At 65.3% G+C, this 16,507-nt stretch carries 14 protein-coding genes; 12 read left to right on the forward strand and 2 right to left on the reverse strand.

Going from position 1 to position 16,507, the window contains the following annotated elements:
* Nucleotides 1-70 precede the first annotated feature (70 nt).
* From EGT50_RS16125 to EGT50_RS16165, 9 genes are all read left to right on the forward strand, one after another.
* Nucleotides 71-1,123, forward strand: coding sequence for an SIS domain-containing protein (locus EGT50_RS16125; RefSeq protein ID WP_235870784.1), 1,053 nt, complete (start codon nt 71-73; stop codon nt 1,121-1,123).
* Nucleotides 1,120-2,121 carry an N-acetylglucosamine kinase gene (locus EGT50_RS16130; protein ID WP_127955675.1) on the forward strand — a complete coding sequence of 334 codons (1,002 nt, stop codon included), beginning with the start codon at nt 1,120-1,122 and terminating at the stop codon, nt 2,119-2,121. Before EGT50_RS16125 ends, EGT50_RS16130 begins: the two co-directional genes overlap by 4 nt.
* Entirely contained in the window at nt 2,118-3,068 is a 951-nt protein-coding gene (locus EGT50_RS16135) for a DMT family transporter (protein ID WP_127955676.1), read from the forward strand. Before EGT50_RS16130 ends, EGT50_RS16135 begins: the two co-directional genes overlap by 4 nt.
* 112 nt (nt 3,069-3,180) lie before the next feature.
* Nucleotides 3,181-3,636, forward strand: a complete 456-nt coding sequence (locus EGT50_RS16140) for an RrF2 family transcriptional regulator (RefSeq protein WP_127955677.1) — start codon at nt 3,181-3,183, stop codon at nt 3,634-3,636.
* A gap of 109 nt (nt 3,637-3,745) precedes the next feature.
* Nucleotides 3,746-4,345 carry a TetR/AcrR family transcriptional regulator gene (locus tag EGT50_RS16145; RefSeq protein ID WP_127955678.1) on the forward strand — a complete coding sequence of 200 codons (600 nt, stop codon included), beginning with the start codon at nt 3,746-3,748 and terminating at the stop codon, nt 4,343-4,345.
* A gap of 28 nt (nt 4,346-4,373) precedes the next feature.
* Nucleotides 4,374-6,701 carry an MMPL family transporter gene (locus EGT50_RS16150; RefSeq protein ID WP_127955679.1) on the forward strand — a complete coding sequence of 776 codons (2,328 nt, stop codon included), beginning with the start codon at nt 4,374-4,376 and terminating at the stop codon, nt 6,699-6,701.
* Nucleotides 6,702-6,811: 110 nt separating this feature from the next.
* A complete protein-coding gene (locus EGT50_RS16155; RefSeq protein WP_127955680.1) occupies nt 6,812-8,545 on the forward strand; it encodes an ABC transporter ATP-binding protein in 1,734 nt (577 codons plus the stop codon).
* 65 nt (nt 8,546-8,610) lie between these two features.
* The gene (locus EGT50_RS16160; RefSeq protein WP_235870797.1) at nt 8,611-10,455 is read left to right on the forward strand and encodes an ABC transporter ATP-binding protein; all 1,845 of its coding nucleotides are present in this window, start codon (nt 8,611-8,613) and stop codon (nt 10,453-10,455) included.
* Nucleotides 10,456-11,619, forward strand: a complete 1,164-nt coding sequence (locus tag EGT50_RS16165; RefSeq protein WP_127955682.1) for an acyl-CoA dehydrogenase family protein — start codon at nt 10,456-10,458, stop codon at nt 11,617-11,619. It abuts the gene before it with no gap.
* Between the two features lie 37 nt (nt 11,620-11,656).
* Here EGT50_RS16165 and EGT50_RS16170 read toward each other — a convergent pair whose 3' ends face one another.
* Nucleotides 11,657-12,475 (reverse strand): oxidoreductase, encoded by an 819-nt coding sequence (locus tag EGT50_RS16170; RefSeq protein WP_127955683.1) that lies wholly within the window; start codon nt 12,473-12,475, stop codon nt 11,657-11,659.
* Nucleotides 12,476-12,957: 482 nt separating this feature from the next.
* Between EGT50_RS16170 and EGT50_RS16175 the strand changes: the two genes are divergently transcribed.
* Nucleotides 12,958-13,941: an AraC family transcriptional regulator gene (locus tag EGT50_RS16175; RefSeq protein ID WP_164873439.1), complete on the forward strand. Its 984-nt coding sequence runs from the start codon at nt 12,958-12,960 to the stop codon at nt 13,939-13,941.
* A gap of 85 nt (nt 13,942-14,026) precedes the next feature.
* Here the strand turns inward: EGT50_RS16175 and EGT50_RS16180 are convergent, their stop codons facing one another.
* Nucleotides 14,027-14,947 (reverse strand): SMP-30/gluconolactonase/LRE family protein, encoded by a 921-nt coding sequence (locus tag EGT50_RS16180; RefSeq protein WP_127955685.1) that lies wholly within the window; start codon nt 14,945-14,947, stop codon nt 14,027-14,029.
* 139 nt (nt 14,948-15,086) lie between these two features.
* Here EGT50_RS16180 and EGT50_RS16185 point away from each other — a divergent pair, with 139 nt between their 5' ends.
* Nucleotides 15,087-15,548, forward strand: a complete 462-nt coding sequence (locus EGT50_RS16185) for a PPOX class F420-dependent oxidoreductase (RefSeq protein WP_127955686.1) — start codon at nt 15,087-15,089, stop codon at nt 15,546-15,548.
* Between the two features lie 65 nt (nt 15,549-15,613).
* Nucleotides 15,614-16,468 carry a class I SAM-dependent methyltransferase gene (locus EGT50_RS16190; protein ID WP_127955687.1) on the forward strand — a complete coding sequence of 285 codons (855 nt, stop codon included), beginning with the start codon at nt 15,614-15,616 and terminating at the stop codon, nt 16,466-16,468.
* Nucleotides 16,469-16,507: the final 39 nt, after the last annotated feature.

Below are 16,507 nucleotides of genomic sequence, written 5' to 3' on the forward strand. Positions count from 1 at the left end.
CCGCGAAATCGCCCAACAACCGGAGGTTTGGCGGCAGGTATCGGCCGACGCTGCGGAGCTTCGTGGAGCCGTGGCCGGCTTCATCGGCCCCCTCCTCGCGCGTGCCGATCTTCGCGTCATTCTCACCGGTGCAGGCACATCCTCCTTCGTCGGTCAGATCGCCGCACCAGCTCTCGCCCAGGCACTCAATCGTCGCGTCGAGGCCCTGGCGACCACGGACATCGTCTCGAATCCGCAGGCGCAGCTTGCAGAAGACGTTCCGACACTGTTGGTCTCGGTCGCCAGATCCGGTAGGAGCCCGGAGAGCGTAGCCGCGACGCGGCTCGCCGACGAATGTCTCAGTGAGGTACGACATCTGGTCGTGACGTGCGATCCAACCGGAGACCTCTACCAGGAACATCAGAGGCGGGATGGGTCGATGGTCGTGCTGATGCCCGCCCGTGCCAATGACGAGGGCTTCGCGATGACATCGAGTTTTTCTTCGATGTTGTTGTCGTGCTTGTTGATTCTGGGACCGGGCGACCAGTCGGCCGTCGAGGCACTTGTCGGCGCAGCAGAGAAGATCCTCGCAACATGGCAGGAGAGGATCGGCGTGCTCGCGCAGCGCGGATACGAGCGCGTTGTCTACCTGGGTAGCGGCGCGCTGACCGGGCTCGCCCGTGAATCGGCCCTCAAGATGCTCGAGCTCACCGCCGGAAAGATCGTGACATACCACGACTCCGCACTCGGATTCCGTCACGGCCCCAAGGCCGTCATCGACGACCACACCCTCGTCGTGGTCTACATCTCGTCAGACCCGTACACCCGGCAGTACGACCTCGATATCGTCGCCGAACTGCGCGCCGGCAGCAACCCCGACAGCGTGATCGCCGTTGCTGCCGAGCCTATTTCGCCCGCACTCGGCGACGCCTGGGTCCTGGGCGGCGTCGCGGGAGTCGGGGACTCCCTCCTGGCCGCCGGGTATGTGGTCGTCGCCCAACTCCTGGGACTGTCGTTCGCCCTGCACGCCGGAACAACTCCCGACAACCCCTTCCCCGCCGGGGACGTCAATCGGGTCGTCAAGGGTGTGACCATCCACCCGTTGCCCGTCATTGTCGAAGCCTCAACGAAAGCGAAGCGATGATGGAGTCCATCTATCTGGGCGTCGACGGCGGTGGCTCCAAGACCGCCTTCGTCGTGCTCGACGAATCGGGTCTGCTGCTGGCCGAAACACAAAGCTCCGCATGCTATTACTTCACCGAAGGCATCGAGCTCGTCTCCCGGGTCCTCGAAGACGGGATCACCGAAGCCTGCCGGAGGGCGGGCATCGAAACCCACGACATCACCCGGGCCTTCTTCGGGTTGCCCAGTTACGGGGAAGTCAGTGCCGATATCAAACGGCTCGACACGTTGCCGGGAGAGATCCTCGGACACGATCGCTTCTCGTGCCACAACGACATGATCTGTGGTTGGGCCGGCTCACTGGCCTGCGCCGACGGCATCAACGTCATCAGCGGAACCGGCTCGATGACCTACGGAGAACGGCGCGGTCGCGGATACCGGGTCGGTGGCTGGGGGGAACTCTTCGGGGATGAGGGATCGGCCTACTGGATCGCGGTCCGCGGACTGAACGCCTTCACCCGAATGAGCGACGGGCGGCTCCCGCGCGGACCACTCTATGACGTGATGAAGGCGCGGATCGGCATCGACAGCGATCTCGATCTGGTCGATGTGGTGGTCAACCGCTGGCAAGGACGGCGGGGTGCGATTGCCGACCTCTCGAAGACGGTCGTCGAAGCGGGCGCCATGGGAGATCGGGACGCCCGCGAGATTCTGCTGGATGCCTGCGACGAGCTGGCACTTCTCGTCGATGCCACACGCGTCGAGCTCGGCTTCGACGTGGACGATCCGGTACCCGTGTCCTACTCGGGGGGCATGTTCACCGCCGAGGCCATCCGTGACGAATTCCAGTACGCGCTGGACGAGCTGCACCCGAAGTACGACCTCCGTGAGCCGCTGTTCGGTCCGGGTGTCGGTGCGGCTCTGTACGCGGCAAAGCAGGCAGGCGCCCCGCTATCGGAGCATGCACTCGCGCGCCTGCGCTCGAACCGAGCGAACTACTTCGAGAAGAATTCGAGATGACGAAACAACGGAGCTGGATCTTCTACGCTGCACTTCTCGTCCTGTTCTGGGGACTGTGGGGCGGCTTCGCCGAGCTCCCGGTAAACAGGTATGGCTATCCGGACGAGATGATCTATGTCGTCTGGGCCTTCACCATGATCATTCCGGCCGCCTTCGCGTTACGCAGTCAACGGTTCGATCCAAGCCGGACGGCGGCCATGTACGGATTGCTCATCGGCCTGACCGGTGCGGGGGGCCAGCTCGTGTTGTTCAAGGCCCTCTCGTACGGTCCGGCGTACTTGATTTTCCCGATCATCGCCATCTCGCCTGCCGTCACCGTCTTGATGGCCATGGTGTTCCTTCGGGAGCGCATCGCGGGGCTCGCGGTTGTCGGCCTCGTGGCGGCGTTGACGGCCATCGTGCTCTTCAGCATCACCGGTGGTAACGGAGAGGCCGAATCGGGGCCGTGGCTCATCCTCGCCATCCTGATCTGCGTGGCCTGGGGTGTGCAGGCATTCTTCATGCGTAAGGCCGCGACCATCGGTGTCAACGACGCCACAACCTTCGGGTGGATGGCGATCACCGGGTTGCTTCTGGTCCCGGTCGCGATCGCGTTCATGGGAGGGATCCCGTCCGGATTCCCCTGGCAGGCACCAGCTTTGACGGCCGCCACTCAGGTGCTCAATGCCTGCGGTGCACTGTTTCTCGTGATGGCGCTCAGCAGGGGCAAGGCCTCGATCGTCGCGCCGACGACGAATGCCCTGGCACCGGCGCTGACCATCGTCGTCTCCCTGCTCGTCTATCAGACCCTTCCCAACATCTACGGAGCCATCGGCATGGTGCTGGCCCTCGTCGGTTCGACGCTCATGGTCTACAGCGACGAGCGGCGCGGCGAATTGCGCTCGGACGAGCTCGCAGGAATCCCGGCTCGCCAGGGCTCAGCCAAAGGAGCGGACCAGCGCCGCTGAGGACTCACTGCCCGCCGCGCCCTCGCCGCGTCGGGAGGCCTGACCTCGGCGACTCACCGATCGGCTGTCGGTAACGTCTTCGGCGACGGCAATGGATCGGTGAGGGGGTGGGATGCACATCACGGCGCGTGTGGACTGCGCAGTGCGTGCCCTCGTCGAGCTGGCGGCCGCCGGTCCCGACCTTGTCAAGGCGGAGGCGCTCTCGACCGCGCAGTCCATCCCCTACAAGTTCCTCGAGTCGGTCCTCGCCGATCTGCGCCGGGGAGGCCTCGTGAGCAGCCGGCGTGGTCCGGACGGAGGCTACTGGCTGACACGACCGGCCGATGAGATCACCGTCGCCGATGTCATCCGCACCGTCGAGGGACCGCTCGCGTCCGTGCGCGGCGAGCGGCCGGAGGACGTCAGCTACGGCGGCCCTGCCGCGTCGTTGCAGCGGGTGTGGATCGCGGTTCGCGTCAACCTACGATCCGTCCTCGAGGGCGTCACCGTGTCCGATATCGCCGCCGGTGCGCTGCCGGAGTTCGTCTCGGAACTGACCGCCGATCCGGGAGCGTGGCGTCGGCGCTGACGGTGTTCGGGTGGCGCACATCACGTCCCTCGCGCCGTGTGGCAAAGGCCACAAAAATGCGCTCGACTGCAAGATTGCAGAGCTGTGCAATTTCGGTACCGTCGATGAAGTGAGTGAAACGCTCGGTCTGCGGGACCGAAAGAAGGCAGCGACGCGCATCGCGCTCAGCGCGGCCGCCGCCCGCCTCGCCAAGGAGCGAGGAATCGAGTCCGTCACCGCAGACCTGATCGCCTCCGCGGCGGGGGTCTCGACGCGCACCTTCCACAACTACTTCTCCAGCAAGGAAGAAGCGGTCCTGCACCATCTCGAGGCGCAGGTCGTCGAGTGGGCCGACTGGTTGCGTGAGCGTCCCGCCGACGAACCCATCCTCGATTCGCTCGAACACGTCGTTGTGCGCGCCCTCACCGGCTCCGAGCAGCAACTCGAGGAAATGCAGGCGCTCGCCGATCTCATCGAATCGAGCCCCACCCTGCTGGCGAAGAAGATCGAGATGCACCTACGGCTCACACCGCTGCTCGACGAGGTGATCGCCGAGCGGACCGGTGCCACCGGGCTCTATCCGAGCCTGCTGCAAATGGTGGTCGGTGCGGCCTGCAAGGCGTCGCTCGACCTGTGGATGAGCGGCCGGTCGACGGCCGCCAACCCCGAACAACTCGTTCACGAGGCCTTCGACCACTTGCGGTCCGGCCTCGCCGTCCCCAAGCGCTAGACCCCCACCCGATCACGAAGGAGCCACCATGGCCACCTATCTCTACCGGATCGGTCGATTCGCCTACCGGCGAAAAGGCACGGTCCTGTCCATCTGGTTGGCCATCTTGGTCCTGATGGGCGTCGGCGCGGCCACCCTGTCGGGGCCGACGAAGGACACCTTCTCCATTCCGGGCACGCCCGCGCAGCAGGCGCAGGACCTGCTGGCTGAGCGTTTCGGTGATCAGAAGAGCGCGATGGATTCGCTGTCCGCGCGGTTCGTGTTCGCCGCACCGCCGGGGCAGACGCTCGACGCTCCCGAGAACCGTGCCGCGATGGATGCGGTCATCGCGCAGATCCGCGGCATCGACAAGGTCAGCGAAAGCGCCAAGGGTGAACCGGGCACGCCGGGTGCGCTGGCCGATCCCGTCGCCGCCGACGCGGGTCTGCAGCAAATGGCGACCGAGTCCGCGGCGCAGCAGGGCATCCCGGTGGATGCCGCGCTCGAGAACGCGAGGGCGCTGTCACCGCTCAGCGCGGACCACACCGTCGGCTATGTCGAGGTCCCCTTCGACGGTGAGTTCAGCGACGTCGACCAAGCTCTGCGCGACCAGATCAAGGCCGCCGCCGACGTCGGCCGCGACGCCGGTCTGAACGTCCAGATCAGCGGATCGGCCGCGGCTGAGGCCGAGATGCCGGGCGGTGTCACCGAACTCATCGGCATCGGCGTCGCCGCACTCGTCCTCGTGATTACTTTCGGTTCGCTCGTTGCCGCCGGCCTGCCACTCATCACCGCGATCATCGGCATCATGATCGGCAGCCTCGGCATCACCCTCGCCACCGGCTTCGTCGACCTCAGTTCGATGACCCCGACGCTTGCGATCATGATCGGCCTCGCCGTCGCGATCGACTACTCACTATTCATCGTCTCCCGCTTCAAGCACGAACTGACGCTCACCGACGATCGTTCGGAGGCCGCGGGCCGCGCAGTCGGGACCGCGGGTTCGGCGGTGGTGTTCGCCGGTCTGACGGTCATCATCGCCCTCGCTGCACTTCGCATCGTCGGCATCCCGTTCCTGTCCGACATGGGCGCGGCTGCCGCGTCGACGGTATTCATCGCCGTCCTCATCGCGCTCACCCTGCTGCCCGCCATTCTGGGGCTGTTCGGGCGCAAGGCCTTCGCCGGTCGTGTTCCAGGCCTGAGCCAGCGCGACGCCGAAGGCGAGGACGGCAAGGTGACGTTCGCCGGCCGGTACGTGGGCGGGGTTGTTCGCCGTCCCGCGGTCGGCCTGATCGCCGGCATACTGCTGCTCGGCGTGCTTGCGATTCCCGCGGCGAAGCTGGAGCTGGCGCTGCCCAACGAGGGCAGCGGAGATCCGTCGACCAGCGCCCGCCAGGCGTACGACCTGGTGGGAGAGGGCTTCGGGCCGGGTAAGAACGGGCCGCTGCTCGTCGTCGCCGACGCGCGGGACGCGACGGTTCCCGAGGGCGAGGCGTTCGGTGCTGTGGTCGAGAAGATCTCCGAACAGCCGGACGTCCTCAACGCGCAGGTCATCGGGACCAATGAGGCGGGCGACACCGCGCAAATCCTGGTGACCCCGCGCAGCGGCCCCAGCGACCCGTCGACGATGGACCTCGTCGCCGACATCCGCGGAGCGGAGACGGAACTGCACGACCAGATCGGCGTCAACTACGGCGTGACCGGCCAGACCGCGCTGGAGGGCGATGTCTCCGAGCGTCTGCTGGAGGCGCTCGTCCCGTATCTCGCGGTGGTCGTCGGGCTCGCGTTCTTGCTGCTGATGCTGGTGTTCCGCTCGGTGCTGGTGCCGCTGACCGCTACCCTCGGCTTCCTGCTCAGCGTCGCCGCCACGTTCGGTGCGACCGTTGCAGTGTTCCAGGAGGGCTGGGGCGGGCTGATCTCCAACACGCAGCCGATCGTCAGCTTCATGCCGATCTTCCTCATCGGCGTGGTGTTCGGTCTCGCGATGGACTACCAGGTGTTCCTGGTGACCCGCATGCGCGAGGAGTATGTCCACGGGGCATCGGCCAATGACGCGGTAGCGATCGGGTTCCGTCACGGTGCCCGCGTCGTGACCGCGGCGGCGATCATCATGATCTCCGTCTTCGCGGCCTTCATCGCGGAACCGAACTCGTTCATCAAGTCGATGGGCTTCGCGCTCGCGGCCGCTGTCTTCTTCGACGCCTTCATCGTCCGCATGGTGATCATCCCGTCGGTGATGGCGCTGATGGGGGACAAGGCGTGGTGGCTGCCGAAGTGGCTCGACAAGATCCTGCCGAACGTCGACATCGAGGGCGACAAGCTGGCCAAGGCGCTGCCGCGGGAGCGGCGCGAAGCCGAACCCGCGCCCGTGTCGTGACGCCTGCCCGAACGCGACAGTGAACACCCAGTGAAAAGGGAGTGGTCGAGGCCCAGTACGTGGCCTCGACCACTCCCTTCCTCTCTTCGGATTGGTAACCTTCGCAAACGATGCTCATTAGACTCCTCGGCACCTATCTGGGGCCATACAAGCGTGAACTCGCCGGCGTTGTCCTCCTCCAGTTCGTGGCCACCGGCGCAGCGCTGTATCTGCCGAGCGTCAATGCCGATCTGATCGACAACGGCGTGGCGGTCGGCGACACCAGCTACATCGTGGCCGCGGGCGCCAAGATGCTGCTCGTGACGTTGGTGCAGATCGCCTGCTCCGTCGGCTCGGTGTACTTCGGCGCACGCGCCGCGATGGGCTTCGGTAGGGACGTGCGCAGCGCCGTCGTCGGCCGCGCGCGCTCGTTCTCGTCCCGGGAGGTCGGCCGCTTCGGCGCGCCGTCGCTGATCACCCGCAGCACGAACGACGTCCAACAGGTGCAGATGATGGTGGTGCTCAGTGCCACCATCCTGGTGATGGCGCCGATCATGTGCGTGGGCGGCGTCATCATGGCAATCCGTCAGGACGCCGGGTTGTCGTGGGTTCTCGCGGTGAGCGTCCCGCTGCTCGCGCTCGCGATGGTCGTGATCATCACGAAGCTCGTGCCCCTCTTCCGGGCGATGCAGACCCGAATTGACGCCGTCAACCGGGTCCTGCGTGAGCAGATCACCGGCATCCGGGTGGTCCGCGCGTTCGTCCGGGAGCGTTCGGAGGCCCAGCGATTCGACTCCGTCAACGGTGCCCTCACCGACACCGCGTTGCGTGTCGGCCGCACGGCGGCCCTGATGATCCCGGTTGTCATGGGGATCGCGAACCTCACCAGCGTCGCGGTGATCTGGTTCGGCGGCAAGCAGATCGACGCCGGCAACATGGGCGTCGGCTCGCTGACCGCGATCTTGAGCTACATCATGCAGATCCTCATGTCGGTGATGATGGCGTCGGTGATCGCGATGCTCGCACCCCGCGCCGCGGTGTCCGCAGAGCGCATCACCGAGGTTCTCGACACCGAGCCGTCGGTGCTTCGCCCGCTCTTGCCGGCCACAGTCATGGACCGTCCCGCGCTCGTCGAGCTGCGCCAGGCGGAGTTCAAGTATCCCGGGGCCGAGGAACCCGTCCTGCGGGGCATCAGCTTCACCGCGGAACCAGGTCAGACCACCGCGATCATCGGCGCCACCGGTTCCGGCAAGACCACTCTGCTCGGACTCATCCCCCGGCTGATCGATGTCACCGCCGGCAGCGTCAGGGTGTCCGGCGTCGACGTCCGCACTCTCGACCCCGAATTGCTGCGCTCGCACATCGGTCTGGTCCCGCAGACGCCCTTCCTGTTCTCCGGAACCGTCGCGAGCAACCTCCGCTACGGCAACCCGGATGCCACCGAAGAGGAGCTGTGGCGGGCACTCGAGATCGCTCAGGCCGACGACTTCGTCCGCGCGATGCCCCAGGGTCTCGCCACCCCCGTCTCCCAGGGCGGTACGACGGTGTCCGGCGGTCAGCGGCAGCGGTTGGCGATCGCGCGGGCGCTCGTGCGTCAGCCCTCGATCTACCTGTTCGATGACTCCTTCTCGGCGCTCGACCTGAGCACCGACGCCCGGCTGCGCGCGGCGCTGCGCCCCGAAACCGAGGATGCCTGCGTGATCATCGTGGCGCAGCGTGTGTCGACGATCGTCGACGCAGACCAGATCGTGGTCCTCGAGGAGGGCCGGACCGTCGGGATCGGAACACACGAACAGCTCCTCGAGACGTGCCCGACGTACGTCGAGATCGTCGAGTCCCAGCGTTCGGTTCAGGAGGCGCAGTGACCGCGCCCCGGATCCCAGGCGGTCCCGCGGCGCCTGCCGCCAAGGCGGAGAATTTCGGCGCATCGATGAAGCGTCTGCTCGGACGCCTGCGTCCGCACCGAGCGGCCGTCACGTTTGTCCTGCTGCTCGCCGCGACCAGCGTGGTGCTCTCGGTGATCGGTCCGCGGCTGCTCGGTCACGCCACCAACATCATTTTCGACGGCGCCATCGGGCGTCAGTTGCCGGCGGGGCTCACGAAGGACGAGGCGGTCGCTGCGCTTCGGGCGGACGGGCAGAATCAGTTCGCCGACATGGTCTCGGGCATGAACGTCGTGCCCGGCGTGGGGATCGACTTCACAGCGGTCGGGCAGGTGCTCGCGCTGGTGCTGGCGCTGTACATCACTTCGTCGCTGGTGTCGTGGGCGGCCGCCTACATGCTCAACATCATCGTGCAGGGGGTCGTGCGCCGGCTCCGAAACGACGTCGAACGCAAGATTCACCGCCTCCCGCTGCGCTACTTCGACTCCAATTCGCGAGGCGACCTGCTCAGCCGGGTCACCAACGACATCGACAACGTCTCGCAGAGCCTGCAGCAGACTCTGAGCCAATTGGTGATAGCGGTACTGAGCGTGATCGGCATCCTGGCGATGATGATCTCCATCTCACCGCTGTTGGCGCTCATCGCGGTGCTCACGGTGCCGCTGTCGGCGTTCGTCGGCGCGATGATCGCGAAGCGGTCCAAGCCGCACTTCGTGATGGTGTGGAAGACCACCGGCGAGCTCAACGGGCAGGTCGAGGAATCCCTCACCGGCCACCAGCTGGTCACCGCCTACGGCCGTCACCGTGAGGTCGAGGCCGCGTTCGAGGAGAAGAACGAGCAGCTGTACCGGTCCGGGTTCAAGGCCCAGTTCATCTCCGGCACAGTGATGCCGACGATCATGTTCCTCGGCAACCTCAACTACGTCGCGATCGCCGTCATCGGTGGCATGCGGGTCGCGTCGGGCACGATGACCCTCGGCGACGTGCAGGCTTTCATCCAGTACTCGCGGCAGTTCACGCAGCCCCTGACGCAGATCGGTTCGATGGTGAACCTGCTGCAGTCCGGCATCGCCTCGGCCGAACGCGTGTTCGCGGTTCTCGACGAGGAGGAGCAGTCGCCGGACCCCGAGCCTGCCGCCACCCCGTCGCAGGTACGCGGCCGGGTCGAGTTCGAGGACGTCCGGTTCAGCTACGACAAGGAGACCCCGCTCATCGAGGGGCTCTCGCTGACTGCCGAGCCGGGGCAGATGGTTGCGATCGTCGGCCCGACGGGCGCCGGCAAGACCACGCTGGTGAACCTCATCATGCGTTTCTACGAGGTCGACGGCGGCCGGATCACCCTCGACGGCACCGACATCTCCCAGATGACGCGCGACGATCTCCGCTCGCGCATCGGCATGGTCCTGCAGGACACCTGGCTGTTCGGCGGCACTATCCGCGACAACATCGCCTACGGTCACCCGAACGCCACTGACGAGCAGGTGCTCGAGGCCGCCCGGATGAGTTACGTCGACCGCTTCGTGCACATGCTGCCCGACGGCTACGACACGGTCATCGACGAAGAGGGCAGCAACGTCAGTGCAGGCGAGAAGCAGCTGATCACGATCGCACGCGCCTTCATCGCGCAGCCGTCGATCCTCATCCTCGACGAGGCCACCAGCTCCGTCGACACCCGCACCGAGTCGCTGGTGCAGCACGCGACGGCGGTGCTGCGCAGTGACCGCACGAGTTTCGTGATCGCACACCGGCTGTCCACGATCCGCGACGCCGACCTGATCGTCGTCATGGAGGACGGCCGGATCGTCGAACAGGGCGACCACCACGAACTGCTCGAGCGGCGTGGCGCATACTTCGAGCTGTACAACAGCCAATTCGCAGGAGCGGTGGAGTAGATGACCATGCATCCGTTGGACCTGTTCGGGATCGACGCTCTCCTCGACGAGCAGGAACGCGACATCCAGGGGACGGTCCGGCGGCTGGTGGACCAGCGGCTGCGACCCCGTCTGCCCGAATGGTTCGAGTCGGCGACGTTGCCCCGCGAGATCGCCCGGGAACTCGGCGACCTCGGCCTGTTCGGTATGCACCTGCACGGCTACGGTTGCGCGGGCACCAACGCCGTCAGCTACGGGCTCGCGTGCCTCGAACTCGAGGCCGGTGACAGCGGCTTGCGCAGCTTCGTCTCAGTGCAGGGGTCGCTGTCGATGTTCTCGATCTACCGGTATGGGTCGGAGGAACAGAAGCAGGAGTGGCTGCCGCGCCTGGCGACCGGTGAGGCGCTCGGCTGCTTCGGACTCACCGAACCGGACTTCGGTTCCAACCCTGCAGGGATGCGCACCCGCGCCCGCCGCGACGGATCCGACTGGATCCTCGACGGCACCAAGATGTGGATCACGAACGGCAGCACAGCGGACGTCGCGACCGTGTGGGCGCAGACGGACGACGGGATCCGCGGCTTCCTCGTCCCCACGAACACAACGGGATTCACCGCCAACAATGTCCATGGGAAGCTGTCGATGCGGGCGTCGGTGACGTCGGAACTCGTGCTCGACGGCGTCCGGCTGCCGGCCTCGGCGCAACTTCCTGAGGCGCGTGGGCTCGGTGCGCCGCTGTCGTGCCTCAACGAGGCTCGATTCGGCATCGTGTTCGGTGCGCTCGGCGCGGCCCGCGACAGCCTCGAGACGGCGATCGAGTACGCCGGGACCCGCGAGGTGTTCGACCGCCCGCTCGCCGGCTACCAGCTTACTCAGGAGAAGCTCGCCGACATGACCCTCGAGCTCGGCAAGGGCATGCTGCTGGCGATCCAGCTGGGCCGGATGAAGGACCGGGGCGAGATCACCCCAGACCAGGTCAGCGTCGGCAAGCTCAACAATGTGCGTGAGGCCATCGCGATCGCGCGGGAGTGCCGAACGATCCTCGGCGCCAACGGCATCACGCTCGAGTACTCACCGCTGAGGCACGCCAACAACCTCGAGTCGGTGCTCACCTACGAGGGCACCAGCGAGATGCACCTGCTGTCGATCGGTCGTGCGTTGACGGGGCACGCGGCCTTCCGCTGATGGCGCGCCGGTTGGCCGGTACAGGTTGGCACCGATTTCAGGCTGCCGACATGGCTACGCGGTCGTAGACCCTGTCGCCGAGGTACTTGCGAATAAGCAGCAAGGGCCTTGCGTACTTGCCCGCTACGTATCTTGTTCTTGGCCGACTGGAAGATATGGCCTTCGACACGACGTCTGCAATAACGGATGGCGGGGACAGCGCTCCTCGTCGTTCATACCTGCTTCGCATGCCGTCAGCGACCTTCTTCCCAAAGTCCTTGTACGGCCCCCTGCTCGATATCTCCTGAAGATTGTCTGCGGCGATCGTCCCCCACGCCGTCTGGATGCCTCCCGGTTCGACAACGACGACATTGATGCCGAACTCCTTCAGTTCCAGACGTAAGCAGTCCGACCAGCCCTCAACGGCGTGCTTGGTGGCGTGATACCAAGCGCCGAGCGGCGTGTACACCTTCCCGCCCATCGAGGATGTATTGATGATCGTTCCAGATTGCTGTCGTCGCATGTGGGGCAGAACCAGTTGCGTAAGCCGGGCGAGGCCGAAGAGATTCACATCGAACTGATGTTTGGCCCTGTCAATCGAGGTCTCTTCGACAGTTCCGTACAGGCCATAGCCCGCATTGTTGAAGAGCACGTCGATGCGGCCTTCATTCTCGATGACTGAATCCACCGCCTTCTCGAGCGTCGGATAATCAGTCATCTCCATTTCCAGCGGTCTGCCACCAGCGTTCTTGATCTTTTCCAGATCTTTTTCGGCACGCCCGGAACCATAGACTGTGTGCCCCTCAGAGATGAGCTTCTCGAGCGTGGCAAACCCAATCCCGGACGACGCGCCGCTGATTAATATGACTTTGTTCATGGTCAACACCCTTGCTGGTCTGAAGTTTCACTTACTGACGCGACTCGATGTGTTGAATGCGTTGATCCGCAAAGTGCCTGTCCTGCAAGCCATGACGCACAGTCCCTGCAGCTCATTGTGCCCCAGACGACACTTCGTGCGAAGTGCATCGCAGCGCCTCGCTCGAGGTGGGAGCCTCCGGGGGATGGGCATCCGAAGAGGGTGCCGACGTCGAAGCTTCTGGACGCGATCCACGTTAGGCAATGACGCCACCGAATAGTTTGTCGGTTCACGCCACTTCGTTGTCCGAACACGCCAACCACGGCTCGGGCGGGTAGGTCGCGCTGTCGTGTTCTGCCAAGACAATGACGCGAAAGGACAACGGGTCGGCAGTGTCGTTGCGTAGCGTGGATCCCGCCAGAATCTTCCAGGGGACGATGGCCGGGGCTGCCGCCGAACGCGCGCTACATGCGAACTCGCGATGGTTCAAGGGGAGATGCTCAATGCAAACCTACGCTCTGCCCTCCGGTGTAGGTGTCTTGCTGCACGACCTCGGAATTGATGCCGCGGCCATCACTCGACGGGCCGACCTGCCACGGGACGCGTTGAGTCGCCAAGGTTTCCGCGTCGTCGCGGAGGACTACTTCGCGCTGTGGCTGGCCCTGGAAGCCGAATACCAAGAGGGCGACGTCGCCGTCGGTGCCGCCCGATCGCTGAGCGCAGAAGCTTTTGACCCCGTGCTGTTCGCGGGGTTGTGCAGCCCAAATCTCACGGCGGCCGCACACCGTATCGCCGACTACAAGCGACTGCTCTATCCCGTGACGTTCGAGATTGATGACTCCTCGGGGCTGACGCTGCAATTGCAGCCCCGCGGAGCGTTCGAACCACCGCCGGTTCTTGCCCGGTTCGAGTTGCTCTTCTGGGTTTCATTCGCCCGACTCGCGACCCGCGAGCGCATCAAGCCCGTGCGCATGATCGTCCCAGTTGTCCCAGATGATCAAACCGAGTGCACGGCATTCCTCGACGGCTGCCAATTGACCCGAGGACGTCGGGCGCAGATCCAGTTCTCTGAGTCGGACGCTCGACGTCCTTTCGTCACGTCGAACGAGTCGATATGGAAGGTCTTCGAACCCCAACTTCGACGTCGGCTTCAGGATCTCGAGACGAACGCGACATGGACCGACCGGGTCCAAAGCGTTCTCCTGGAAGCGCTTCCGGCCGGGCGCGGGACGCTCGCCGACTTGGCGAGCGACCTGAACATCAGTGCCCGCACTCTTCAGCGTTACCTCACCGCTGAAGGGACCAGTTTTCGCGGTGTCCTCGGCCGAACCCGCGAGCGCCTAGCGCGTCACTACCTCTCCCGCAGCGCCCTCAGCGACACCGAGATCGCGTTGCTGCTCGGATACGACGAACTCACCTCGCTGCATCGCGCGTTCCGCTCATGGACAGGGCAAACCATCGGAGCCCAAAGAGGAACAGCCTCGTAGGCAACTGCGCAACGGGATCAACCACCAACTCAGCCTCTACTTCTGAGAGTCACGCAGGTTCTTCCGTACTGGCGATCCTTCGATGTCAACCCTCCACAGGAGCAAGGTCGACGTCGGCGGGAGGTACCAGGCGACGCAGGGTGCCGTCGAAGGCGGTGACGTAGAGAGCCCAGTCATCGCCGTTCGGGCCGATGCGCACCGAACTCGGCCCGGTCCACCCGCCCGACAGACCTGAAGCGACGATGCACGTTGCCCCGGTATTCGGGTCGACGCGGTAGACCGCACCCTCGATGTGAGCGGTGACGTAGAGCATTCCCTCCTGCGACATGGTCAGGTCGTCCGGTCCCGGGAGGAAGCCGGGCAGCCTGCCGACCACCGTCCATTCGTTCGGACTGTCCAGGGGGACACGCACAATCTGGCCGGTGAACAGATCATCGGTGTACACAGCGCGGTGATCCGGGCTGAGTGCCAGCCCTTCCGAACGCGGCACCGTCGCCCAGTTCTCCGTGAAGTCTCCGGATTCGGGGAAGTAGCGGGAAATCCCCTTCGACGAGAAACCCTCCGTTCCCACCCACGTCGTCAGCAGATCACCGTCGGGCAGACGCAGCAATCCATTGCCCGGGAAAGAACCCAGCTCTTCCGACTTACCTGTTGTGGTGTCGAGTTGATGCAACATCCCGTCCTGCCGGGTGAGGAAGTACAGGCTCGAGCCGTCCAGCTGCAGGCCACCCGGGGCGAACATTCCGTCGAGCACCGTGCGGACCTGTCCTGCGGCGTCGACGTGATAGACCTTCGTGTCCCCGGACAGATAGAACCCGCCCTCACCGTCGGGTTCGAGGTTCTCGAGCTGTTCCAACCCTTGCGCTACGGTCTCGACCTGCCAGTCGCCGCATTCTGCTGGGGCCAGGGATGATGTGGCCTGCGCCGGCGTTGCTGCAGTGGTGGTTCCTACTGCAATCGCAATGGCGACCAACAGGGTTCGGGTTCGGTTGCTCAGCGTCTTCACCCGAACAACCTAAGAGCAATTGCGGTGTTTGTCCCAAAATTCTCAAACCCAGGGGTCTCCTGGTTGGGCGGGTCTCTTCTGTTCGTCGGATCTATAGGCTGGTGGCGCACACGCACCGAGTCGATCATGGGAGTGCGCCATGGCTGTCGCCACCGCCGAACACGTGGCCCGCGAGCGCTTGCTCGACTTCATCCGGCCGCGCCATCACAGCGTTCTCGTTACCCGAAAACAATCCGGTGGGCTGCAGATGTCGCCGGTCACGTCGGGACTCGACGTGGACGGGCGAATCGTCGTCTCCACGTATCCGGAGCGGGCCAAGGCCGTCAACGCGCGCCGCGATCCCCATGCCAGCGTCTGCGTGCTCTCCGACGACTTCGGTGGGGCCTATGTGCAGGTCGACGGCACGGCAGAGGTCCTGGACATGCCCGACGCACTCGAACCGCTCGTCGAATACTTCCGGTGCATATCGGGTGAGCACCCCGACTGGGACGAGTACCGCGACGCCATGCGCCGGCAGAACAAGAGCCTCATCCGGGTCACCATCGATGCCTGGGGGCCGATCGCGACCGGTGGCTTTCCGCCCAACCTGGCCCGCGACTAGGAGGGGGCGTCGAGGGCCACCTTGGGGGCCTTGATCCGGCTTCCGCTCGGGCGGACCCTCGAACCATGAACGAATCAGAGCCACCAACCGAAGCCGATCGCGCACTCAAGGCCAGACAGCGTGCCATGTGGGCGTCGGGTGATTACCCGGCCGTCGCCGCCGAAGTCTTCCCGAATCTGGGGGAGGTCCTGATCGAAGCCTGCGGGATTCACGCCGGCCAACGGGTCCTCGACGTGGGCGCCGGCAGCGGCAACGTCGCGATTCCTGCCGCACTGACCGGCGCCCACGTCGTCGCCTCCGACCTCACTCCCGAGCTGTTCGACGCCGGCCGCCAGATCGCCTCCGCGCGTGGCGTCGAACTCGAATGGCGGGAAGCGGACGCCGAGTCGCTGCCGTTCGCCGACGGCGAGTTCGACGTCGTGACCTCGTGCGTCGGTGTCATGTTCGCGCCGCACCACCAGGACAGCGCCGATGAGATAGTGCGGGTCTGCGCACCGAACGGCACGATCGGTTTGATCAGCTGGACGCCGACCGGGTTCATCGGCCGAATGTTCGCGGCGATGAGACCGTACGGTCGGCAGCTGCCACCCGGTGCGCAGCCGCCGCCGCTGTGGGGCGAGGAAGCACATGTGCGTGACCTGCTGGGAGACCGTGTCACCGATGTCGTCGTGCGCCGTGAGGTGGTCCGGGTGGACCGCTTCGACGGCCCGAGGGAGTTCCGCGACTACTTCAAGGCCAACTTCGGGCCGACGCTCGCGGTGTACAAGGCCATCGGCGCCGAGGGCACAGCCGACGCCGCGGACAAGGTCGCAGCGCTCGACGCGGAACTCGCAGATCTGGCCCGGCAGCACGATGTCGGAGAGGGTTCGTTCGCGATGGACTGGGAGTATCTACTGCTCACCGCGCGCAAGCGAGCGTAGGCCTGCGTCAGGGTCGCCGACTCTCCCGTGTGACACGAT

It is taken from the genome of Rhodococcus xishaensis (assembly GCF_004011825.1).
Lineage (GTDB): Bacteria > Actinomycetota > Actinomycetes > Mycobacteriales > Mycobacteriaceae > Prescottella > Prescottella xishaensis.